This is a genomic window from Modestobacter excelsi (assembly GCF_005930495.1).
In the GTDB taxonomy this organism is placed as follows: Bacteria; Actinomycetota; Actinomycetes; order Mycobacteriales; family Geodermatophilaceae; genus Modestobacter; species Modestobacter excelsi.
This window is the reverse complement of the sequence record NZ_SJEX01000018.1, coordinates 13,172-33,905: the sequence shown is the minus strand read 5'-3', so window position 1 is coordinate 33,905 and position 20,734 is coordinate 13,172. Positions and strand designations below refer to the sequence as shown.

25 protein-coding genes and 1 tRNA gene are annotated in these 20,734 nt (G+C 74.3%); 9 read left to right on the top strand and 17 right to left on the bottom strand.

Annotation, left to right across the window (positions count from 1 at the left end):
- Positions 1–5 precede the first annotated feature (5 nt).
- The 4 genes from FHL80_RS08765 to FHL80_RS08750 form a co-directional block, all read right to left on the bottom strand.
- On the bottom strand, positions 6–2,294 hold the full coding sequence (locus FHL80_RS08765; protein WP_138733046.1) for a putative bifunctional diguanylate cyclase/phosphodiesterase: 2,289 nt from the start codon (positions 2,292–2,294) through the stop codon (positions 6–8).
- Positions 2,295–2,390: 96 nt separating this feature from the next.
- Positions 2,391–2,795: an STAS domain-containing protein gene (locus FHL80_RS08760; protein WP_138733045.1), complete on the bottom strand. Its 405-nt coding sequence runs from the start codon at positions 2,793–2,795 to the stop codon at positions 2,391–2,393.
- 164 nt (positions 2,796–2,959) lie between these two features.
- A complete protein-coding gene (locus FHL80_RS08755; RefSeq protein ID WP_138733044.1) occupies positions 2,960–3,310 on the bottom strand; it encodes an STAS domain-containing protein in 351 nt (116 codons plus the stop codon).
- Positions 3,311–3,462: 152 nt separating this feature from the next.
- A complete protein-coding gene (locus FHL80_RS08750; RefSeq protein ID WP_138733043.1) occupies positions 3,463–3,768 on the bottom strand; it encodes a DUF427 domain-containing protein in 306 nt (101 codons plus the stop codon).
- A 130-nt stretch (positions 3,769–3,898) separates the two neighbouring features.
- On the opposite strand from FHL80_RS08750, the gene FHL80_RS08745 reads away from it, so the two are divergent.
- Positions 3,899–4,951: an LLM class flavin-dependent oxidoreductase gene (locus FHL80_RS08745; protein ID WP_246078561.1), complete on the top strand. Its 1,053-nt coding sequence runs from the start codon at positions 3,899–3,901 to the stop codon at positions 4,949–4,951.
- Positions 4,952–4,955: 4 nt separating this feature from the next.
- Here FHL80_RS08745 and FHL80_RS08740 read toward each other — a convergent pair whose 3' ends face one another.
- Complete coding sequence (locus FHL80_RS08740) at positions 4,956–5,141, bottom strand: hypothetical protein (RefSeq protein WP_138733042.1); 186 nt, start codon at positions 5,139–5,141, stop codon at positions 4,956–4,958.
- 46 nt (positions 5,142–5,187) lie between these two features.
- Positions 5,188–5,991, bottom strand: a complete 804-nt coding sequence (locus FHL80_RS08735; RefSeq protein ID WP_138733041.1) for a S1C family serine protease — start codon at positions 5,989–5,991, stop codon at positions 5,188–5,190.
- A gap of 194 nt (positions 5,992–6,185) precedes the next feature.
- Here FHL80_RS08735 and FHL80_RS25320 point away from each other — a divergent pair, with 194 nt between their 5' ends.
- Together FHL80_RS25320 and FHL80_RS26695 are read left to right on the top strand one after the other, a co-directional pair.
- Complete coding sequence (locus FHL80_RS25320) at positions 6,186–6,332, top strand: hypothetical protein (protein ID WP_216870537.1); 147 nt, start codon at positions 6,186–6,188, stop codon at positions 6,330–6,332.
- Entirely contained in the window at positions 6,329–6,463 is a 135-nt protein-coding gene (locus tag FHL80_RS26695) for a hypothetical protein (protein ID WP_281283447.1), read from the top strand. Before FHL80_RS25320 ends, FHL80_RS26695 begins: the two co-directional genes overlap by 4 nt.
- On the opposite strand, the gene FHL80_RS08730 is transcribed toward FHL80_RS26695, so the two are convergent.
- Complete coding sequence (locus FHL80_RS08730) at positions 6,429–6,938, bottom strand: DUF2867 domain-containing protein (RefSeq protein WP_138733040.1); 510 nt, start codon at positions 6,936–6,938, stop codon at positions 6,429–6,431. The genes FHL80_RS26695 and FHL80_RS08730 overlap by 35 nt on opposite strands.
- A gap of 87 nt (positions 6,939–7,025) precedes the next feature.
- On the opposite strand from FHL80_RS08730, the gene FHL80_RS08725 reads away from it, so the two are divergent.
- Entirely contained in the window at positions 7,026–7,595 is a 570-nt protein-coding gene (locus FHL80_RS08725) for a TetR/AcrR family transcriptional regulator (RefSeq protein ID WP_138733039.1), read from the top strand.
- A gap of 22 nt (positions 7,596–7,617) precedes the next feature.
- Here FHL80_RS08725 and FHL80_RS08720 read toward each other — a convergent pair.
- A tRNA-Arg gene (locus FHL80_RS08720) sits at positions 7,618–7,690 on the bottom strand.
- Positions 7,691–7,758: 68 nt separating this feature from the next.
- Between FHL80_RS08720 and FHL80_RS08715 the strand changes: the two genes are divergently transcribed.
- From FHL80_RS08715 to ettA, 3 genes are all read left to right on the top strand, one after another.
- Positions 7,759–8,565: a class I SAM-dependent methyltransferase gene (locus FHL80_RS08715; protein WP_138733038.1), complete on the top strand. Its 807-nt coding sequence runs from the start codon at positions 7,759–7,761 to the stop codon at positions 8,563–8,565.
- A gap of 147 nt (positions 8,566–8,712) precedes the next feature.
- A complete protein-coding gene (locus FHL80_RS08710) occupies positions 8,713–9,225 on the top strand; it encodes a single-stranded DNA-binding protein (RefSeq protein WP_138733037.1) in 513 nt (170 codons plus the stop codon).
- Between the two features lie 113 nt (positions 9,226–9,338).
- Positions 9,339–11,009: an energy-dependent translational throttle protein EttA gene (gene ettA / locus FHL80_RS08705; protein ID WP_138733036.1), complete on the top strand. Its 1,671-nt coding sequence runs from the start codon at positions 9,339–9,341 to the stop codon at positions 11,007–11,009.
- Positions 11,010–11,124: 115 nt separating this feature from the next.
- On the opposite strand, the gene FHL80_RS08700 is transcribed toward ettA, so the two are convergent.
- Complete coding sequence (locus tag FHL80_RS08700) at positions 11,125–11,559, bottom strand: protein-tyrosine phosphatase family protein (RefSeq protein ID WP_138733035.1); 435 nt, start codon at positions 11,557–11,559, stop codon at positions 11,125–11,127.
- A gap of 59 nt (positions 11,560–11,618) precedes the next feature.
- Here FHL80_RS08700 and FHL80_RS08695 point away from each other — a divergent pair, with 59 nt between their 5' ends.
- A complete protein-coding gene (locus tag FHL80_RS08695; protein ID WP_138733034.1) occupies positions 11,619–12,032 on the top strand; it encodes an acyl-CoA thioesterase in 414 nt (137 codons plus the stop codon).
- 34 nt (positions 12,033–12,066) lie between these two features.
- On the opposite strand, the gene FHL80_RS08690 is transcribed toward FHL80_RS08695, so the two are convergent.
- Genes FHL80_RS08690 through FHL80_RS08675 form a run of 4 tightly spaced genes read right to left on the bottom strand, consistent with a single transcriptional unit; the run spans position 12,067 to position 14,544 of the window.
- Positions 12,067–12,618 carry an MOSC domain-containing protein gene (locus FHL80_RS08690; protein WP_246078560.1) on the bottom strand — a complete coding sequence of 184 codons (552 nt, stop codon included), beginning with the start codon at positions 12,616–12,618 and terminating at the stop codon, positions 12,067–12,069.
- Positions 12,603–13,247: an energy-coupling factor transporter transmembrane component T family protein gene (locus tag FHL80_RS08685; RefSeq protein WP_138733033.1), complete on the bottom strand. Its 645-nt coding sequence runs from the start codon at positions 13,245–13,247 to the stop codon at positions 12,603–12,605. The genes FHL80_RS08690 and FHL80_RS08685 overlap by 16 nt, the downstream gene beginning before the upstream one ends.
- The gene (locus FHL80_RS08680) at positions 13,244–13,984 is read right to left on the bottom strand and encodes an energy-coupling factor ABC transporter ATP-binding protein (protein WP_138733032.1); all 741 of its coding nucleotides are present in this window, start codon (positions 13,982–13,984) and stop codon (positions 13,244–13,246) included. The genes FHL80_RS08685 and FHL80_RS08680 overlap by 4 nt, the downstream gene beginning before the upstream one ends.
- Positions 13,981–14,544, bottom strand: a complete 564-nt coding sequence (locus tag FHL80_RS08675; protein ID WP_138733031.1) for a biotin transporter BioY — start codon at positions 14,542–14,544, stop codon at positions 13,981–13,983. Before FHL80_RS08675 ends, FHL80_RS08680 begins: the two co-directional genes overlap by 4 nt.
- 566 nt (positions 14,545–15,110) lie before the next feature.
- On the opposite strand from FHL80_RS08675, the gene FHL80_RS08670 reads away from it, so the two are divergent.
- Positions 15,111–15,479 (top strand): hypothetical protein, encoded by a 369-nt coding sequence (locus tag FHL80_RS08670; protein WP_138733030.1) that lies wholly within the window; start codon positions 15,111–15,113, stop codon positions 15,477–15,479.
- Between the two features lie 60 nt (positions 15,480–15,539).
- Here FHL80_RS08670 and FHL80_RS08665 read toward each other — a convergent pair whose 3' ends face one another.
- The 4 genes from FHL80_RS08665 to FHL80_RS08650 all read right to left on the bottom strand — a co-directional run bounded on the left by FHL80_RS08665 (position 15,540) and on the right by FHL80_RS08650 (position 20,573).
- Positions 15,540–17,069, bottom strand: a complete 1,530-nt coding sequence (locus FHL80_RS08665; protein WP_138733029.1) for an ATP-binding cassette domain-containing protein — start codon at positions 17,067–17,069, stop codon at positions 15,540–15,542.
- Between the two features lie 154 nt (positions 17,070–17,223).
- A complete protein-coding gene (locus FHL80_RS08660; RefSeq protein WP_246078559.1) occupies positions 17,224–18,735 on the bottom strand; it encodes a glycoside hydrolase family 13 protein in 1,512 nt (503 codons plus the stop codon).
- 135 nt (positions 18,736–18,870) lie between these two features.
- The gene (locus FHL80_RS08655) at positions 18,871–19,269 is read right to left on the bottom strand and encodes a globin (RefSeq protein ID WP_026846225.1); all 399 of its coding nucleotides are present in this window, start codon (positions 19,267–19,269) and stop codon (positions 18,871–18,873) included.
- Complete coding sequence (locus FHL80_RS08650) at positions 19,266–20,573, bottom strand: MFS transporter (RefSeq protein ID WP_246078558.1); 1,308 nt, start codon at positions 20,571–20,573, stop codon at positions 19,266–19,268. Before FHL80_RS08650 ends, FHL80_RS08655 begins: the two co-directional genes overlap by 4 nt.
- Positions 20,574–20,734: the final 161 nt, after the last annotated feature.

Sequence of the window (20,734 nt, the reverse complement as noted above, 5' to 3'; positions counted from 1 at the left end):
GGTCCTCAGGCCCGGTCGCCGACCTGCGGCACGTCGCCGGTGCGCGGGCCGAGCCGCTGCTGGAAGGACTCCAGCCAGGGCCGCAGCCCGGAGAAGTCGGTCGGGTCGTCGGTCAGCGACCGCAGGTCGCCGAACGCGACGGGTTCCCGCGGCTCCGGGACGCCGGCGATGTCCGCGGCCCCGTTGGCTGCCAGCAGCTCGCGCAGCTCGAGGAAGGCCCGGGAGGGCCGGAAGACCCCGGGGTCGAAACCGGGCTCCGGAACGACGTCCGCTGCCCCGTCCACCGCCGGCTCGACGGGCACGTCCGTGACCTCGGCCTCGGCTGCGGGCAGCTCGTCGGTCCCCGCCGGCGGCGCGGCGAGCACGCCGGTGGCCGGCAGGACGAAGGCGTCCAGCTGGGGGACGGCGGCCGAGCGGAGGCTCGGGCCGGTGTCCGCCTCGGGGCCCCACTCGTCCTCGGTCGGGTCGTGCAGCTCGGTCGGCGGGACCAGCTGCGCGCCGGCGTCCACGCCGGCCCCGGCCGACAGGTCGGCGTCCGCGAGGTCGGGCAGCTCCTCCAGCTCCCGCGCCGGCAGGGGAGCCGGGCGGCCGAAGGCGTAGCCCTGGGCCATCGAGCAGCCGTGCTCGCGCAGCCACCGGGCCTGCTCGCCGTCCTCGATGCCCTCCGCGATGACCTGCAGGCCCATGCCCTGCCCCAGCTGGAGCAGGCCCTGGACCAGGGCGGCGGTGGCGGGCTCGGCGACGACGTCGGCGACGAACGACCGGTCGATCTTGAGCGTGTGGATGGGCAGCCGGTGCAGCGCGGTGATCGCCGAGTAGCCGGTGCCGAAGTCGTCCAGGGCGAGCGTCACGCCGGTCTCGGTGACCGTGTCCACGGCGTGCAGCGTCGCGTCGGCGGCGAACAGCGCCGTCGACTCGGTGATCTCCAGCTCCAGCCGCTCCGGGGCCAGCCCGGACTCGGCCAGGGCGTCGGCGACGAGCTCGCTGAAGCCGGGCTCGGCCAGGTGCCGGGCGGAGATGTTGACGTGCACGCGGAGGTCGGCGTCCCAGCCGGCGGCGTCCCAGCAGGCCTGGTGCAGCACCCAGGCGCCCAGCCGGGAGGTGAGCCGGTTGTCCTCGGCCGCGGACAGGAACGCACCGGGCGGCAGCAGCCCCCGGGTGGGGTGCTGCCAGCGGATGAGGGCCTCGTAGCCGAGCAGGTGCTCGTCGGACAGCGCCACGATCGGTTGGTAGAACAGCCGCAGCTCACCGGCCTCGAGCGCGTGCCGCAGGTCGGTCTCCAGCTGGAGCTGGTCGACGTAGCCCTCACCGACCGCGCCGTCGTGCACCTCGACGCGGCCGCGACCACCGCTGGCCTTGGCCCGGGCGAGGGCGCTGTGCGCCTGGCGGAGCAGCGCCTCCGGGGCGATGTCCGAGCCGAGCGTCATGCCGACGCTGGCCGACAGGACGATCTCCCGGTCGAGCACCTGGAACGGCTCGTCCAGGACGCTGAGCAGGCGGTCGGCGAGCGTGCGCAGCGCCTCGACGTCCTCGACCTCCTCGGCCAGCACGAGGAACTCGTCGGCGCCGAAGCGGACCGCGGTGTCCTCGACCCGGGTGCTCCAGCGCAGCCGGTCGGCGACCTGGCACAGCAGCTGGTCACCGCCCTCGTGGCCGAGGGAGTCGTTGACCGCGGTGAAGCGGTCCAGGTCCAGGTGGAGCAGGCCGACCGAGGTGCCGCGGCGGCGGGAGACGGCGAGGGCGCGCTGCAGCCGCTCGGTCAGCGCGCGGCGGTTGGGCAGCCCGGTCAGGGCGTCGGTGTAGGCGCGGCGGACCAGGTCCTCCTCGACGCGCCGGCGGTCGGTGACGTCGACCATCGTGACCACCACGAACTGCGGCTCGCCGTTGCTGCGGTGGACCAGCTCCTGGGACTGGTGCACCCAGATGCTCTCGCCGTCGGCCCGCCGCAGCCGGCGCTCACCGACGACCTCGAGCTGCGGGTCGAGCAGCGGGGTGCCGGGCACGTGCTCGGTCGCGCGGTCACCGACGGGCACGTCGTCCGGGTGGGTCAGCAGGTCCAGGTGCCGGCCGACCAGCGCGCCGGAGGTGCGGCCGGTGAGCTCGCACATGGCCCGGTTCGCCACGAGGAGGTGCCCGTCGGGGGACACCACCGCCTTGGCGATGGGCGCGGCGAGGAACAGGGCGCGGAACAGCTGACCGCGGTCGGCGAGCAGCACGTCGGCTGCACGCAGCCGCTGCCCGGCAGCGCCGGTGGGCACGGAGGCGCCGGACGACTCGGGGGCGGGGATGGTCACGGGGACAGGGTGGCTCATCCGGTGACGTCAACCCGGGAACCCGAGCCGAAGTCGAGTGTTCGTGCCGTCACCCGGTGTGACGAACGGTCCCTCCGGTCACGCAGTGCGCGTCGCGCCACACAGTGCGCGCGCCGAGCGGGAGCGGTCCGACGTCGGAGCAGGCGGGAAGACCTCGTCCTCGCCGAGGAGCGACACCAGCCGGGCGACCGGGCGGCTGCGGCGCACCAGCCGCAGGCTCCGGCCGTGCGAGGCGGCGATCGCGTGCGCACTGGTCAGTGCACGGAGACCGCTGGCGTCGCAGAAGGTGACGTCGGCCGCATCCAGCGACCACTGCCGGCTCGGGCGGGTGGCGAGGATCTCCACCGCCTCGAGCAGGTGGTGGGCGGAGTCCCGGTCCAGCTCGCCGGCCACCCGCACCCGGGCGTGGGGCAGGTCGACCGAGACGGCGATGGACGACGGGTTGACCGGCTGGGTGCCGGTCGAGGAGGAAGGGGTGACCACGGTTCTCCCAGTGGCAGGGGGCGGCGTGTCTCGCGGCGGGTGCTGTCCGCGCAGACGGACGTGCAGGGAGCGTCGCGCTCAGCTCGGGAACCGACCGTATTCGGAAGTCGGTGCGACACGCCAGACCCGCACCACGCGTACCGCGGGTCCGGCGTGTCGGGCCCTCACACCCGTGTGTCGGCCATCCGCACGTCCAGTCCGCTGAGCCGGACCAGTCGCTCGACGCACCGGCTGGCGTGCACCAGCCGGAGCCGGCGGCCGTGTGCGACGGCCAGCGCGTGCGCAGCGGCCAGCGCCCGGAGGCCACCGGCATCGCACCAGGTGACGGCGGCAGCGTCGACCACCCAGCACGGCTGGTCGATGTCGACCAGTGCGGCGAGGCCGTCGAGGAGGTGGTGGGCGCAGTCGCGGTCGAGTTCACCGGAGAGGACCACGGTGGCGCGGGACCACTGGACGGAGACGGTCAGGAGCGCCGGCTCGTCGAGCGGGCGTCGGGTGTCGGACAGTGCGAGCACGGTGGTCTCCCCACGGTGCGGCGCAGGGTCGGCGACCCGGGAGCTCCGGGACGCGGACGCCTCCGCAGGCGTGCGTTCGGCCGGAGCTTCGACCAGCACCGACCGTACGCCTGTCCCTCGGCTCCCGTACAGCCCGCGTCCGGGTGCCGGTCTCAGTCCTCGCTGACCGTCACACCGGGGGAGAAGGCGACGTAGCCGGCGAAGTCGGTGCCCACCCGCTCGACCGCGGACGGCTTGAGGTCGGGGTAGCTCCAGGCGCCGTCCTGCGTCGTGCCGTCCGGCGTGACGACGTGCCAGTACTGGGCCGGCCCCTTCCACGGGCAGGTGTACGGCGTCGGGCTCTCGCTCAGCGCACCCGGCACCACCGCGGACGGCGGGAAGTACCAGTTGCCCTCGATCCGGACGAGCTCGGACTCCGGGGCCTCGGCGATGACGGTCCCGTCGACGGTGGCGCGCATGGGCTGCTCCTCGGTTGACGTGTCGGGCGACACAGCGCACGAACGCGCGCGCCGCCCGGTTCCATCCCGCCGACCGGTGCGGGAACACCACCGGTCCCGCCGACGCTCAAGGCGGCGAGGACGACGAGAGGTGAGTGCGGTGGACAAGCGGATCGGTTTCCTGTCCTTCGGGCACTGGCAGCCCATCCCGGGCTCGCAGGTGCGGACCGGGCGGGACGCGCTGGTGCAGAGCGTCGAGCTGGCCGTCGCGGCCGAGGAGCTCGGTCTCGACGGGGCGTACGTGCGCGTGCACCACTTCGCGCGGCAGCTGGCCTCGCCCTTCCCGCTGCTGACCGCGATGGCCGTGCGCACCTCCCGGATCGAGCTGGGGACCGGCGTCATCGACATGCGCTACGAGAACCCGCTGTACATGGCCGAGGAGGCGGCGGCCGCCGACCTGCTCAGTGCCGGACGGCTGCAGCTCGGGATCAGCCGGGGCTCACCGGAGACTGCGCTCCGCGGTTCCGAGGCGTTCGGCTATGTCCCCCCGGGGGACGGCGACGACGCCGGGCTGGCCCGGGAGAAGACCGGTCTGTTCCTGGCCGCGATCAGCGGCGCGACCGTCGTGGACGCCGATCCGCGGATGACCGGTGGGGCATCCGGCCGGCTCGCCGTGCAGCCGCAGTCGCCGGGCCTGCGGGAGCGCATCTGGTGGGGGTCGGGCACCCGCGGCACCGCGGTCTGGACGGCGCAGCAGGGGATGAACCTGATGAGCTCCACGCTGCTGAGCGAGGACACCGGGGTGCCCTTCGACGAGCTGCAGGCCGAGCAGATCGCCCTCTACCGCGCCGCCTGGGCGGAGACCGGCTGGGAGCACGAGCCGCGGGTCTCGGTGAGCCGCAGCGTCATGCCGATCACCAGCGACCTGGACCGGCAGTACTTCGGCTCCGAGCGCGGCGGCGGTGACCAGGTCGGCATCCTCGAGGGGGTGCGGGCGCGGTTCGGTAAGAGCTACGTCGGCGAGCCCGACCAGCTCGCCGAGGAGCTGGCCAAGGACGCCGCCGTCCGGGACGCCGACACCCTGCTGCTGACCGTGCCCAACATGCTGGGCGTGGAGTACAACGCCCGCCTGCTGGAGACGGTCACCCGGCACGTCGCCCCGGCCATCGGCTGGGTACCGCCGGGGGAGCGCGCCGCCGGCTGAGCTCTCAGCGGTGCGCGGCCGCCTTCTCCAGCACCCAGCCCGTGCCGCTGCACCCGTGCGGCAGCGGCGGGAAGCGGTGGCCCCTCACGTCGGTGGACTCGTAGGTGGAGCCGCACCCGTCGTCACAGCGGTAGATGCCGCTCGCCGGGACGACCTGGCCGGGGTGGTAGACGACCGTGTCGGGAGCCATGCGCGGCGCGGTACCCATCCCGGCCCCGGCCATGCCGCTGCCCGGCTCAGTCCACGGGGCCGGTGCCCAGCACGACCGGGGCGGCGACGATCTGCTGCGCGACCGACAGCGCGGTGTCGATCGGGATCGCGAACGCCTGGCCGCCGGTGCTCGACGCCGCGGTGTCCATGCCGACAACTACGCCCTCGTCGTCGACCAGCGGGCCGCCGGAGTCACCGGCCTCCACGTCGGCCGCGATGCCGATGAGCCCGGTGAGCTGCTCGGCGTCCTGCCCGCTCTCGTCGGTCGCGGTGATCGACTGGTCCAGGGCGGTGACCGTGCCCGCGGCGGCCGCCGTGCCCGCCGCGTCACCGGCGTTGCCGACGGCCATGACGTCGTCGCCGACCGCCACGGTGCCGTCGTCGACCCGCACGGTGTCCAGGCCGGAGGCGTCGGCGAGCTGCAGGAGGGCGACGTCGGCGGTCGGGTCGGTGCCGACGACGGTCGCGGTGTGGGTCTCGCCGGTGCTGAGCACCGTGACGGTGATGCTGGTGGTGCCCTCGACCACGTGGTGGTTGGTCAGCACCTCGCCGTCGGGGGTGAGCACCATGCCGGTGCCGGCCGCCTCGCCGTTGTCGTAGCCGAGCACCGTGGTGATGTCGACGACGCCGACCAGCTGGTCCGCGGTCACCTGGGTGGCCGCCGCGACGGTGCTCGCCGAGCTGCCCGCCGTCCCGGGGGTCGAGGTCCCGCCGCGGAGCGCCCCGGGGTCCCAGCCGTACCCACCGCGGCCGCCGAACACGACGGTCGGGTCGGTGCCCGGCGCGGCGAGCGTGCTGATCGCCACCGCGCGGGTGCGCCGGCGGTTCATCGGGGGACCGGGGCCTGCTCTGTCTCGCTCACGACCCCAGGGAAGGCCTGCCGGCGATGAACGAGCTGCGCGTGCGCTGCGATGTCGCTGCACGCGGGACCGCCCCTTCCGGATGACCACGGCGCCCGGCCCCTCCGGCGGTCCCGCCCGCGCGCCGATGGGAGGGCTCAGTCAACGGGTGGATCGGGGGAGCCGTGCAGGAGTGGCAGGGGCCGTTCGCCGGCCTGGAGGGCTTGTTGGAGGTCTGGGCCTGGTCGGCGGTCGTGACCGGGTGCCTGGTGGCGGTCGCCGCAGTGTGGGTCGTCCGCCACCGGTCGGCCGATCGGCGCGAGCTCGGGTGACCCGCGCTCTGTCGGACCGGTGCGACAGCGTCTACGAGGCGACCGTCCGGCAGCACCACGTGCTCATCCGCGGCGGGGACCCGCGGTTCGACGACGTCACCGACGCGCGGCTGGCCGTCGGGCCACCGTGACCGGCCGCGGTGCGGTGTCGAGCCGCGCGGCGGCGGCGCGGAGCACGCCCGGCACGAGCCGCCGGTGGACGGCGGACGCCGGGGCCCAGACCGCGCGGCCCAGCAGGCGGTCGAACCGCAGGCAGGTCGTCCACGTCACCGCGTCGTCGCCGGTCTGGACCAGCATGGTCGCGCTGAGGAACCAGGACGCGGTCTCCAGCCGGATCCAGTCGGTGCCGCGTCCGCCGATCCGCCAGCCGCCGACCGTGGCCGGTGACCGCCCCCGGCTGAGCCGGAACCCGAGCACGCCGCGCCAGATCAACTGCTCGGCCGGGCTGGGGACGTCGCCGAACATCGCCCTGGCCCACTGCTCCGGCGTCGCGACCACCTCCGTGCGGAGCGTGCACCGGTCGGCGTAGTCGATGCGGGGCAGCGAGCTGAGCTTGCGCGCGGTGTCGGGGACGTCGCGGGTCACGTCGGTGGAGATGGGTTCCATGGTCCGGCCTCCTGATCCATGTACGGTGCCGTACACATTCAAGTTAGCCGGTTTATACGGTGCCGTATACAGATGAGGTGATCGCGCGTGCCCCCGATCCGGACGTCCCGCGAGCAGTGGGTCGAGCAGGGGTTGCAGGCGCTGGCGGCCGGCGGTCCGGACGCCGTCCGGGTGGAGGTGCTGGCCAAGGCCCTCGGCGTCACCAAGGGCGGGTTCTACGGGGCCTTCGCCGACCGGGACGCGCTGTTCGAGGCGATGCTCGACACCTGGGAACGGGAGAGCACCGACGAGGTGCTCGAGCGCGTCGAGCGGGCGGGCGGGGACGCGCCGACCAGGATCCGCCGTGCCGGTGCGCTGACCTTCTCCAGCGAGCGGCTGCTCCCGATCGACCTCGCCGTCCGCGCCTGGGCCCGGCGCGACCCGGCGGTCGCCGAGCGGTTGCGGCGGGTCGACGACCGGCGGATGGGCCTGCTCCGCGAGCTGATCGGCTCCTTCTGCGCCGACCCCGACGAGGTCGAGGCGCGCAGCCTGCTCGCGTTCTGCCTGGCGATCGGCGAGCACTTCCTCGCCGCCGGCCACGGCGACCGCACCCGGGCCGACGTGCTCGCCCGCGCGGGCGACCTGCTGTTCGACGGACCGGCGGCACCGGATCGGTGAGGCCGGGCGCCGCCTGCGTCGGCGCGCCCGGCAGGGATCGAACCTGCGACCAAGTGCTTAGAAGGCACCTGCTCTGTCCACTGAGCTACGGGCGCTCGTGGTGCCGATCATCGCACCACAGCACACCCCGCTCGGGCAGCATCACCTCCGTCGAGGGGTGGGCATGGGCGGGACGACCGCGGAGACCGGTTCATGGGCCGACGGCGACCGGTACGAGGCGTACGTGGGCCGGTGGAGCAGGCCGGTCGCGAGGCAGTTCGTCGCCGGCCTCGCCGTCCCCGGCGGCGGGCGGTGGGTGGACGTCGGCTGCGGCACCGGCGTGCTCACCGGGACCGTCCTCGACCTGGCCGAGCCGGCCGCCGTGCGCGCGGTCGACCGGTCACCCTCCTTCGTGCGATCCGCCGCCGCCCGCCTCCCCGACCGGCGGGCCACCTTCGTCGTCGGCGACGCGCTCGCCCTGCCGCTGCGCGACGCCTCGGCGGACGCGGTCGTCTCCGGCCTGGTGCTGAACTTCCTGCCCGACGCGCCCGCCGCCGTCGGCGAGTGCCGACGGGTCGCCGTGCGGAGCGCGGTCGTGGCCGCGTACGTGTGGGACCACGCCGAGGGCATGCAGTTGATGCGGGCCTTCTGGGACGCCGCCGCGCGGGTGGACCCCGCCGGTGCGGAGGTCGACGAGGGCACCCGGTTCCCGCTCTGCGCACCCGGGCCGCTCCACCGGCTGTTCTCCGCCGCCGGGCTGGACGACGTGGTCACCGGCTCGGTCGACGTCCCGACGGTGTTCGCCGACTTCGACGACTACTGGACGCCGTTCCTCGGCGGCACCGGGCCCGCGCCGGCGTACCTGGCGACGCGGGACGAGGACGTCCGGACCCGGATCCGGGAGGCGCTCCGCCGGGGGCTGCCGACCCGGGACGACGGCTCGATCGCGCTCACCGCCCGGGCGTCGACGGTCCGCGGCCGGGTGCCCTAGCGTCTCCGGCCGCTGGCCGGGCGTCGTCCTCCACACCCGGGGTGGCCGTCCACAGCTGCGCCGGCTGTCTGTCCCGGGAGGGGGTGCGCGCTGGACGGTGGTCGCAGCCCGGCAGGTCGCCGCGGCCCCACCGCACCGAGGAGCACCGTGAACGAGACCTCCCTGCACGTCGTCGGCAACGTCGTCGACGTCCCGCGTCACAACCGGACCACCAACGGCTCGGTCACCAACTTCCGCATCGCGTCGACGTCCCGCCGCTGGGACGACGAGACCAAGGGCTTCGTCGACGGCGCCGCCCTCTTCATCGACGTCGCCTGCTGGGGCGAGCTGGGCGGGAACGTCGTGCGCAGCATCAGCAAGGGCGACCCGGTGGTCGTCGTCGGCAACCTGCTCACCGAGTCCTGGGACAGCGACGCAGGCAGGCGGCAGGCCAACCGGATCAAGGCCACGGCCGTGGGGCTGAACCTGGCCCGCGGCTGGTCGGAGTTCAAGCGGCCGGCGCGTGCTGAGTCCGGGCCCGGCCTCTCACCGGAGGACACCTCCCCGTCCGAGGACCCGTACTCGGGGCGATCGACGGACTACATCGAGGGGGAAGGGACGTTGCACGAGACGGACTCCGACGTCAGCGGCGACCGCGAGGCGGTGCCGACGCTGGCGTGAGACTCCCCGACTGGGAGGATCGGAGTCGAGAACGCAGGGGGTGGGGCCGGAGCCGCGCTACGGCCGCCCTGCCCCGCCCCCGCTCGCGACCTGACGGAAGGCTCGAACCCCCAGTGGCCCAGTACATCTACTCGATGGTCCGTGCGCGCAAGGCGCACGGCGACAAGGTGATCCTCGACGACGTCACCCTGGCGTTCCTGCCGGGCGCCAAGATCGGCGTGGTCGGCCCGAACGGCGCCGGCAAGTCGACGGTCCTCAAGATCATGGCCGGTCTGGAGACCGCCTCCAACGGCGACACCGTGCTGGCCCCCGACGCCTCCGTCGGCATGCTGCAGCAGGAGCCGCCGCTCAACGAGGACCTCGACGTGCGCGGCAACGTCGAGGAGGCCGTCGCCGACCTCCGCGCGGCGTTGACCCGCTTCGAGGAGGTCAGCGCGGCGATGGGGGAGCCCGACGCCGACTTCGACTCGCTGCTGACCGAGCAGGGCGAGCTGATGGAGGTCATCGAGAACGCCGACGGCTGGGAGCTCGACGCCCGCATCGAGCAGGCCATGGACGCGTTGCGCTGCCCGCCCGGTGACGCCGACGTCCGGGTGCTCTCCGGTGGTGAGCGGCGCCGCGTGGCGCTGTGCAAGCTGCTGCTCGAGGCGCCGGACCTGCTGCTGCTCGACGAGCCCACCAACCACCTCGACGCGGAGAGCGTCGCGTGGCTGGAGCAGCACCTGGAGAAGTACGCCGGCACCGTCATCGCCGTCACCCACGACCGGTACTTCCTGGACAACGTGGCCGAGTGGATCCTCGAGCTGGACCGCGGCCGGGCGTACCCCTACGAGGGCAACTACTCCACCTACCTGGAGACCAAGTCGACCCGGCTCAAGGTCGAGGGCGCCAAGGACGCCAAGCGCGCCAAGCGGCTGCGTGAGGAGCTGGAGTGGGTGCGGTCGGGCGCCAAGGCCCGCCAGGCCAAGAGCAAGGCGCGGCTGGCCCGCTACGAGGAGATGGCCGCGGAGGCCGACAAGTTCCGCAAGCTGGACTTCGAGGAGATCCAGATCCCGCCGGGCCCGCGGCTGGGCAGCATCGTCATAGAGACCAAGCACCTGTCCAAGGGCTTCGGCGACCGCCTGCTGATCGACGACCTGTCCTTCACCCTTCCCCGCAACGGGATCGTCGGCGTGGTCGGCCCCAACGGCGCCGGGAAGACGACGCTGTTCAAGATGCTGGTCGACCAGGACAAGCCCGACGACGGCGAGGTCAAGGTCGGCGAGACGGTCAAGATCAGCTACGTCGAGCAGAGCCGCAGCGGCATCGACCCGGCCAAGAGCCTGTGGGAGGTCGTCTCCGACGGGCTGGACCACATCAAGGTCGGCAACGTCGAGATGCCGTCGCGTGCCTACGTCTCGGCGTTCGGGTTCAAGGGCCCGGACCAGCAGAAGAAGGCCGGCGTCCTCTCCGGCGGTGAGCGCAACCGGCTGAACCTGGCGCTGACCCTGAAGCAGGGCGGCAACCTGCTGCTGCTCGACGAGCCGACCAACGACCTGGACGTCGAGACGCTCACCAGCCTGGAGAGCGCGCTGCTGGAGTTCCCCGGCTGTGCCGTGGTCGTCAGCCACGACCGGTGGTTCCTCGACAGGGTCGCGACGCACATCCTCGCCTACGAGGGCGAGTCGAAGTGGTTCTGGTTCGAGGGCAACTTCGCCGACTACGAGAAGAACAAGGTCGAGCGGCTGGGCATCGACGCCACCCGCCCGCACCGCGCGACCTACCGCAAGCTGAGCCGGGATTAGGAGGACCCCCTCGCCCCCCAACACTCGCGAGCTCGTGCCGGGGTCCTGCGAGGGGGCCGTTCCAGCTCGTCACCACGGCAGGTCGGCGCAGTTGCGCCGGCCGGCCGTCGGCGTCTCAGCGGGGCGCGAAGCCGGCGACGAAGCGGCGCTGTCCCGGGGTCTCCACCGCGCGCGGGCGGTAGTGCGCCCGGACGAAGGTCACCGCCTCGGCGGGCGGCACCCCGTCCAGCACCGCCAGGCAGGCCAGCGCCGTCCCGGTGCGGCCGGTGCCGCCGTGGCAGGCCAGCTCGACCCGCTCGTCCGCCGAGCGCTCCCACGCCTCCAGCAGGGCCGAGCGCAGCTCCGCCGGGTCGCCCGGCAGCCGGAAGTCCGGCCAGCGCACCCAGCGCTCCTCCCACGGCACCGGCTCCGGTCGCCGGCCCAGCAGGTAGACCCCGAGGTCGGGCACCGGGCCCTCCAGCAGCGGAGCACCCCGTCCGCGACCCCGCACCCGGCGCCCCGACGGCAGGGTCAGCACCCCGGGCGCGGCCGGCTCCCACCCTCCGCTCATGCCGGCGAGAGTAGGGCCGCGTGCAGGCCTCGAGCAGCACGTAGGGCAGGGTGGCCGCCGTGAGGCACACCGTCGACGTCCCGATGCGCTGGTCGGACATGGACGCCTACCAGCACATCAACAACGTGGCCTTCCTCGGCTACTTCGAGATGGCGCGGGTCGACCTGTTCTTCGACCAGCCCACGCACGACGAGAAGACCGGCCTGCGCCGCGGCATCGTCGTCGCCTCCCATGAGATCGCCTACAAGCGCTCGGTGGTCTACGACGCCGAGCCGCTGCAGGTGCAGATCTGGGTCTCCGCCATCCGCGCCGCGGCCTTCACCTGCCACTACGAGCTGTTCGACCACGGCCGGCTCGCCGTCACCGGCAGCACCCTGCTGGTGCCGGTCGACTTCGCACTGAACCGCCCCCGCCGGCTCACCCCGGAGGAGAAGGTCTTCCTGAACAAGTACCTGGACGAGCCCACTCTCTGACCCCGGGCCTCGGTACCGGGAGCCCGGGGGAGGGTCAGTCGGGGAGGGCGACGATGCGGGGGACCGGGCGGTCGGCGCCGACGGGCGCCCCGCGGCCGGCGGCCTCCTCGTCGGACACCAGCCGGACGACGTCGCCCTCGGCCACCGTCCCGCCGACGAGCACCGCGGCGTTGACCCCACCGCGGGCGGCCAGGGCCTTGACCAGCTTCCAGCCGGTCAGCCGCTCCAGGTGCGTGCACGGTGGGCAGCGCTTGGTGCCGAACGCCAGCACCTCACCGACCGCGAAGTACCGGCCGACCAGCGAGGGCAGCGCGACGCCGTCGGTGACCAGGTTCCGCCGGGTCGCGCCGGGGGTCAGCGGGACACCCACCTCCCGCGCCACGGCCGCCACCTCGTCGGCGTCGATCAGCGTCAGCTGCTTCTCCTGCAGCGGGTAGCCGGCCCACGTCCCCCCGCCCAGCGCGTACCGGTCACCCACCAGCCCGACCCCGGCCAGCGCCTGGACCGACGACGACCGCACCATCGGCGCCGCGGCCGCCGGTGCCGTCCAGATCTCCCGCACCCGACCGGTCACGACCGCCGCCACGCCGCTCGCGGTGGCTCGACGTCGGCGCCGCGGGCGTCGAGCGCCTCGCTGACGTCGTGCGCCATCTGCAGCACCTGCACCAGCAGCGGGGCGATCGTCGTGCGCAGTGCCCGCACGCCCCGCGGCGAGCCGCCGCGTGCCGCCTGCGCGGCCCGGATCCGGTCGGCGCGCTCGGTCAGCACGGGGATGAACCGCAGCGCCAGGGTGATCGCCAGGCCCACCCGCGCCGGCCGCACGCCGACGAGCCGCAGCGGTGCGCACACCGTCTCGACCACCGCGACCATCTCGCTCACCCGGGTCGTCGCGGTGACCACCGCCGCGGCCAGCACCAGGGTCAGCAGCCGGAGCGCGACGTGCGCGCCGGTCAGCAGGTCCGTGGTCAGCGCGTGGACGACGAGCAGCGCCAGCAGCCACCACCGCACCGCGCGTGCCTGCCGGGCGAGGACGGCGACGGGCAACCGCGCGACGAGCAGCCCCACGGCCAGCACGCCGGCCAGCGCCGCGCCGGCCGCCGTGATCGTCGGCAGGGCGAAGAGGGCGACGGCCAGGACGGCCAGACACAGCAGCTTGAGCCCCGCCGGCAGCCGGTGGACGGCACTCGCCCGCGGGACGTAGAGCGCGAGGGTCACCGGTCGGCCATGAGGGTGCGGTAGGCAGCCACGGCGGGGCCCGGGCCGGCGTCCTCGACGACCCTGCCGCCGTCGACCACCAGCACCCGGTCGAAGTCGTGCAGCAGGTCCAGCTGGTGGGTCACCACGACCACCTGCTGTTCGAGCCCCGCGATCAGGTCGCCGACCCGGCGGGCGTTGACCAGGTCCAGCAGCGTCGTCGGCTCGTCGAAGACGATCCGGGCCGGGCGCATCACCAGCACGCCGGCGATGGCCAGCAGCTGCTTCTGCCCGCCGGAGAGCAGGTGCGCGGGATGGTCGGCGTGCCCGGCCAGTCCGTGGCGCGCGAGCACCTCGGCGACACGGGCGGCGCGCTCATCGGCCGGCACCCCCTGGTTCTCCAACCCGTAACCGACGTCCTCGGCCACCGTGGGGTGGACGATCTGCGCGTCGGGGTCCTGGAACACGAACCCGACGCGACGGCGCACGGCGCGCACCTGGGTGCGCGTGTCCAGCCCGTCGACGAGCACCTGTCCCTGGTCGGGCACCACCAGCCCGTTGAGCAGCCGGGCGAAGGTGCTCTTGCCCGATCCGTTGGCGCCGATGACCCCCACGCGCGGCTCGGTCAGCGTGACGTCGATGCCCTCCAGCACCACCCGGTCGCCGTACCGGTGCCCGACCCCGCGCAGTTCGAGGCCGCGGCCGGGGTCGGCGGTGTCGGTGCCTGCCGCGACGGCACCGGGGCGGCGGAACCTCACCGAGCGCCGACGGCCCGTCGGGGACGCTCGATCACCGGGTAGCTGCGCCGCACGACGTCGGCGATGGCCGCGGCGACGAACGCCTTGACGAGGTCGCCGGGCACGAAGACGGCGGCGCCGGACCACAGCGCGGTGTGCCAGGACAGCCCGGCGACGGCCTTGAGCACCGGGACGCCGACCGCGTAGATGACGATGATCCCGCCGACCACGTTGACCAGCGTGCCGACGACGACGTTGTACCGGCCCCAGGTGCGCTCGGTCAGCCAACCGATGACGGCGGCGGCGACCGGCCAGCTGTACAGGTACCCCGCCGAGGCCCCGGCGAAGGGCGCCAGACCACCGGCGCCGCTGGCCAGCAGCGGCAGCCCGACCGCCACCAGGACGAGGAACAGCAGCACGGCGAGGAAGCCCCGGCGGGCGCCCAGCACGCTGCCGGCGAGCATCACGCCGAGCGTCTGCGCCGTGATGGGCACCGGGCCGACGTTGATCGCGGGCAGGGTCCCCAGCACCGCGATGATGGCGGCGAAGAGGGCGATGTAAGCGAGGTCGCGGGTCTTCACGGCGTCTCCTCTACAGCCAGCGGGTGGGAGCCCGCGCGTTCCCGGCGGAAGGTACCGGAGTCCGGCGGGGAGGCGACGGGCCGGGCGCAGCGCCGCACGGCCGCGAGCCCCGTGCAGAGCCCCTGGGAGGGCCTCGATGCCGCTCGCCGTGAGTGTCGGTGCGCTCACCTGCAGATACGTCCGCCGGTTTGCCCGGCCCGGCGCGGCCGTGTTGTCTGGGGTCCTGAGCCCCTCGGCGAAGGCGGAACAACAGCATGGCAACCGGGTGGTGGGCGTCGCTGTGGACGTGGGGGCACCCCGCACCGCAGCAGCCCGCAGCGGCGGCCCCGCGGGACCCCGACCGGGTGCCCGATGACGGTCCCCGACCCGATGCCCCGCCCGCCCCCGACGAGACGGCTCCGCACCGCGCTCCGGCCGGTGCGATGCACACCGGGGTGGCACCGACGCCGCCCCGGGTGCCCGCGCACCTCCAGACGTCCGGCCCGTCCGGCCGACCCGGGTCCCATCCCGACCCGGGGCGCAGCGACCTGCTGCGTCCCCCAGCGAGAACGACAGGAGCCTCATCCGTGGCACAGCTCGACAACGTCATCGCCGACCTGCTCGCGATCGAGGGCGCCACCGGCGCCGCGATCGTGGACATCGACAGCGGCATGGCCCTCGCGGCCGGCGGCAGCCCCGGCTTCGACCTGAACGTCGCCGCCGCCGGGAACTCCAACGTGGTCCGCGCCAAGCTGCGCACGATCTCCGACCTCGAGCTGAAGGACGAGATCGAGGACGTCCTGATCACGCTGCAGAGCCAGTACCACCTGATCAACGTGCTGCGCGGCGAGGGCAACACCGGTCTGTTCATCTACCTCGTGCTCAACCGCGTGGGCGCCAACCTGGCGCTGGCCCGGCACAAGCTGCGGGCGGTCGCCGGCAACGTGGCGGTCTGACGGAGGACCCCGCGCAGCGCTGACGCCCTCCCCGGACGGGGAGGGCGTCAGCGCACCGCCTCAGGCCGCGGTCGAGGCCTCGATGATCCGGGCGCGGACGCTGCCGTCGGCGAGTCCGCCGGTGTCGATCCAGCGGGCGACGCGGCCGCCGGAGACGATGCCGACGCGGTCGCAGCACTCGGCCAGCTCGTCCGGGTCGACCGAGACGACGACGACCGACGCGCCGTTCCCGGTCGCGTCGTCCAGCAGCTGGCGCACCTGCCGGCGGGCCCGGACGTCCAGGCCGCGGGTGGGCTCGTGCAGCACGAGGACGTCGTGCGCGGAGGCGGCCATCCACCGGGCCAGGGCGAGCTTGTGCTGGTCGCCGCCGGACAGCGCACCCACCCGCGTCCGGATGCTCAGCGTCTTCACGTCCATCTGGTGGACGGTGCGGATGACGCTGCGCAGGGTGGCGATCTCCTGGCGCAGGTCGGTCAGCGCCCCCCACTCCTCCTGGGTGAGCGTCCGGGCGATCGTCTCGCCGGGGTCCACCCCGTAAGCGTCCTCGTCGGGGCGGTAGGCGGGCAGCTGCAGCCCACTGCCGTTCGCCCGGGAGCCCAGCTCACGCGGCTCGCCGTGCAGCAGCAGCTCGTCGGTCACGGCGGGCAGCTCACCGGTCAGCGCACCGGCGATCTCCCGGACGCCGGAGGAGCGCCGCCCGGTCAGCCCGATCACCTCACCGCGGCGGAGCAGCAGGTCCACGCCGTCCACCGCGCCGGGGACCCGCAGGTTGCGGACCCGCAGGGCGACCTCGCCGGTGGGCAGCGGCCACGGCGCGCCGGCCACGGGTGCGGCCTCCCGGTCGGCACGCGGCGCGACCGTCGTCACCCGGGGCGCCGGCACCGCCTCGCCGACGGTCTCCGCGGCCAGCCGGACCGGATCCAGGTCCGCGGCCGGGCTGTCCAGCGCGATCCGGCCCTCACGCAGCACCAGCACCCGGTCGACGACCTCGAGCATCTCGGGCAGCCGGTGGCTGATGTAGAGCACCCCGCGGCCCTGGCGGCTGAGCCGGTCGGCCACGGCGTGCAGGCCGGTGACCTCCATGGGCAGCAGCGCCGCCGACACCTCGTCGAGAACCACCAGGCGGGTGTCCTCGGCGAGCACCCGGGCGATCTCCACCAGCCCGTGCACGAAGTGCGGCAGCTCGCCGACGAGGGTGTCCGGGTCGACGTCCAGGGTGACCGCGGACAGCAGCACCTGCGCCTGCCGGCGCAGCTCGGCCGGTGGCCGCCCCGCCTGCGGCGTCCCGCGGAAGACCGCCTGGGCGATGGTGAGCTCCGGGTCGATGCGGACCAGCTGCTCGACCACGCCGACCCCAAGGTGCCGGGCGTCGTCCGCGGACAGCGGCGCGTAGGGGACGCCCTGCAGCGTCATGACGCCGGAGTCGGCGGCGGTGATGCCGGCGAGGATGTCGCCGAGGGTGGACTTGCCCGCCCCGTTGGTCCCGACGAGCCCGACGATCTCGCCCGCGCCGACGCCGAAGGAGACGTCGCGCAGCACGCGACGGGCGCCGAAGGACTTCGTCAGGCCCTGGACCTGGAGCAGCGACATGGGCGGGCGGGCTCCCTGGGAGGGTCGTCGACACAGGTCGATGGAAGGTGGTCCCAGCGTTGGCGGCGACGCTGCGTGACCACCCGCATGCTACCTGGGACCGGAGCGAGCGCCTCCCGGGACGCCGGTCCCGGGAGGCGCTCCGGTGGGGTGCTCAGGCGCTGAGCCACACCGCCCCGTCGACGGGCAGCTGCCCGCCGACGACGGGCTCGCTGGCCAGCAGCAGCTGGCCCTCGGGCAGCGGCACCGGGCCACTGGAGAGGTTGACCAGGCACACCAACCCACCCGGACGGCGGAACGCCAGCACCCCCTCCGGCGCGGGCAGCCAGGCCAGCGCGTCGCCGTCGACGGCGGGGGAGCTGCGCCGCAGCGCGAGCGCGGCGCGGTACAGCGACAGCACCGAGTCGGGGTCGGCGGCCTGCGCCTCCACGGTCAGCGGGCCCCAGCCCGCGGGCATCGGCAGCCAGGTGTCGGCGGCGCTCGTGAAGCCGTAGGGCGGCTGGTCGCCCGACCACGGCAGCGGCACACGGCAGGCGTCGCGGCCGCGCTCGGTGTGCCCGGACCGCTCCCAGATCGGGTCCTGCAGCACCTCGTCGGGGAGGTCGACGTCGGGCAAGCCGAGCTCGTCACCGTTGTAGAGGTAGGCCGCGCCGGGCAGCGCCAGCTGCAGCAGGGCCGCCGCGCGGGCCCGGCGGGTGCCCAGCTCGCCGTCGCCGTAGCGGCTGACGTGCCGGGGCCGGTCGTGGTTGGACAGCACCCAGCAGGCCGGCGCGGGGGTGCCTGCCACGGTGGCCAGCGAGTGGTCGATCGCCGTCCGCAGCGCGGCAGGGTCCCAGGCGGAGGTCAGCAGCTTGAAGTTGAACGCCAGGTGCAGCTCGTCGGCCCGGATGTACTCGGCCAGCCGGTCGTCGTCGGACACCCACACCTCGCCGACGGCCATGGTGCCCGGGTAGCCGTCGAGCACGGTGCGGACCCGGCGGTGCACCAGGTGCACGCCGTCCTGGTCGAACCGGTGGTCACCGGGGCCGTGGTCGGCCAGCAGCCCGGTGTCCTCCATCGGCACCATGTCCGGGAGCCCGTCGGGCTTGGCCATGCCGTGCGCGACGTCGATCCGGAAGCCGTCGACGCCCCGGTCCAGCCAGAACCGCATCGTCGTCTCGAGGTCCTCGACGACCTCGGGGTCGGTGAAGTCCAGGTCGGGCTGCTCGGGGGCGAACAGGTGCAGGTACCACTGGCCGTCGGGGACCCGGGTCCACGCCGGCCCGCCGAACACCGAGGGCCAGTTGTTCGGCGGCTCGCCGCCGTCCGGGCCGCGGCCGTCGCGGAACAGGTACCGGGCACGCGCCGCCGAGCCCGGCGGGGACGCCAGCGCCTCCTGGAACCACTCGTGGTCGTGCGAGCTGTGGTTGGGGACCAGGTCGATGGTCACCCGGATGCCCCGGGCGTGGGCGTCGGCGAGCAGGGCGTCGAAGCCGGGCAGGTCGCCGAACACCGGCTCGACGTCGCGCGGGTCGGCGACGTCGTAGCCGTGGTCAGCCATCGGGGAGGGGTAGAAGGGCGTGATCCACAGCGCGTCGACGCCGAGCTCGGCGAGGTACGGCAGCCGTGAGCGGATGCCGGCCAGGTCGCCGACGCCGTCACCGGTCTCGTCGGCGAAGCTGCGCACGTACACCTGGTAGAAGACGGCGGTCCGCCACCAGTCGGCGTCAGCGGTGGACAGGGTCGGGCTCTCGCTCAGGGGGTGCTCCAGGGGCGGTGGGTCGCGGGAGGTCTGCGCCCGCGTGCAGCCGGCCCCGGGGGGTCAGCGGTTCTGCATGCTGTGGGCGGCCATCTCCAGGTAACCCCACAACGTGGCGTCCTGCTCGGCGGGCAGCTCGAGGGAGTCGACCGCGGCCCGCATGTGGGTGAGCCAGGCGTCCCGGGCCGTCGCGTCGACGGCGAAGGGCGCGTGCCGCATCCGCAGCCGCGGGTGACCCCGGTTCTCCGAGTAGGTGGTCGGCCCGCCCCAGTACTGCTCGAGGAACATCCGCAGCCGGGTCTCCGCGCCCTCCCAGTCGTCGGCCGGGTACATCGGCCGCAGGACGGGGTCCTCCCGCACGCCGGCGTAGAAGTGCGCGACGAGGGCGCGGAAGGTCTCGGCACCGCCGACCTCGGCGTAGAAGGTGCGCGCCGAGGGCAGCGACCGGCTCGTCTCGCTCATGACGTCGATCGTCCCTCAGCGCCGCTGGCCGAGGCCACGTGAGCCACGTCTCCCGGGCCGTCCGGCGGCGGGGAGCGGCGCAGCGCCAGCAGCGGGACGACGACGGCCACCAGCCCGACGCCCCCGGCCAGCGCCACCACGGTCGTCGGCCGCAGCAGCTCGGCGCCCGCCCCGGCCAGGACGATGCCCAGCCCCTGCGCGCCGGACAGACCGGCCACCGCGACGCCGAACGCCCGGCCGCGGAAGGCGCTGGGGACGGCCTGCACGAAGGCGACGTTGAGCGGGATGTTGCACGCCCCGCCGAGGCCGGCGACGAAGAACAGTGCGACGACGAGGCCGTAGGCGAGGAGCCCACGGCTCAGCACGAGCGGCACCAGCCCGGCCAGCAGCACCCCACCGAGCGACAGCGCGAGCAGCGGGGTGAGCAGCCGGTCGCGCAGCTGCGGCGGGCACAGCCGGCCCAGCACCAGCCCGCCGATCGCCGTCCCGGCCGGGTTGGCCGCCAGCAGCAGCCCGGCAGCCGCGGTGGCCCCGTTCAGCTGCAGCGCGAGCGGGGTCGCGACCCCCTCCGGCGCGTTGACGAAGAAGGCGCTGACCCACAGCAGCCCGACGATCGCGCGCAGCCGGGGGATCGACGCGACCAGGTTCAGCCCGCTGCCGGCGTCCTGCCAGATCGACCGGGTCGCCTCGTCGGGGCCGTCCGGCACGGGCGCGGGCCGGCGTTGCAGGCCGAGCCACAGCCAGACCGCGGAGACGGCGAAGGTCGCGGCGTCCACGAGCAGGGCGGTCGCGGGCGAGGACGCGACCAGCAGCGCGCCGCCGAGCAGGTAGCCGACCAGCTGCGACACCTGCGCGGTGACCCCGGTCAGCGACGTGGCGACGGCGTACCGGTCGCCGTGCAGCACGTCGGCCATCAGCGCCGAGCGGGCCGCCTCGAAGGGCGGCGCGCAGAGCGACACCGCCAGCAGCAGGGCGAGGAGCAGCGCCAGCGGCGCGTGCGGGACGGCCATCAACGCGACGAGCACGGCCCGGGCCACGTCGCTGCTGACCAGCACGCGGTGGCGGGGGAAGCGGTCGGCCAGTGCGGCCAGCACCGGACCACCGAGCAGCCAGGGCAGGTAGGTGATGGCGAAGGTCACCGCCGACAGCAGGGGCGAGTCGGTGCGCTGGTAGACCAGCACGGTGAGCGCCACCCGGGCCAGTTCGTCGCCGATCGTGGACAGCAGGTAGGAGCCGAACAGCGGGCGGAACTCGGCCACGGCGAAGACCTGCCGGTACGTCGCCGGACGGCTGGCCTCGGCCACCCGCCCGCGGCGGGGGCGCCTCAGCGGAGCCCTCCGCCGCGGCTCGGCAGTGAGCACAGCCGGCCCGGATCAGCGCCGCAGTCGTCCATCGGGGTCACCGATCGTGCCCGCTTCATGGCGGTGAGTGTTGCAGGTCGGCGCGATGCGGTCGACCATCTCGG

Bases quoted from the DNA above. Each gene is read 5' to 3' on its own strand.
- FHL80_RS08750 (WP_138733043.1), bottom strand. From the start codon at position 3,768: ATGCGCGCCACCGTCGACGGGACCGTCATCGCCGAGGCCCCGGAGTCC.
- FHL80_RS08740 (WP_138733042.1), bottom strand. From the start codon at position 5,141: ATGGCTCCCGACACGGTCGTCTACCACCCCGGCCAGGTCGTCCCGGCG.
- FHL80_RS08735 (WP_138733041.1), bottom strand. From the start codon at position 5,991: ATGAACCGCCGGCGCACCCGCGCGGTGGCGATCAGCACGCTCGCCGCG.
- FHL80_RS08730 (WP_138733040.1), bottom strand. From the start codon at position 6,938: ATGGAACCCATCTCCACCGACGTGACCCGCGACGTCCCCGACACCGCG.
- FHL80_RS08715 (WP_138733038.1), top strand. From the start codon at position 7,759: ATGGGCGGGACGACCGCGGAGACCGGTTCATGGGCCGACGGCGACCGG.
- FHL80_RS08700 (WP_138733035.1), bottom strand. From the start codon at position 11,559: ATGAGCGGAGGGTGGGAGCCGGCCGCGCCCGGGGTGCTGACCCTGCCG.
- FHL80_RS08665 (WP_138733029.1), bottom strand. From the start codon at position 17,069: ATGTCGCTGCTCCAGGTCCAGGGCCTGACGAAGTCCTTCGGCGCCCGT.
- FHL80_RS08655 (WP_026846225.1), bottom strand. From the start codon at position 19,269: ATGAGCGAGACGAGCCGGTCGCTGCCCTCGGCGCGCACCTTCTACGCC.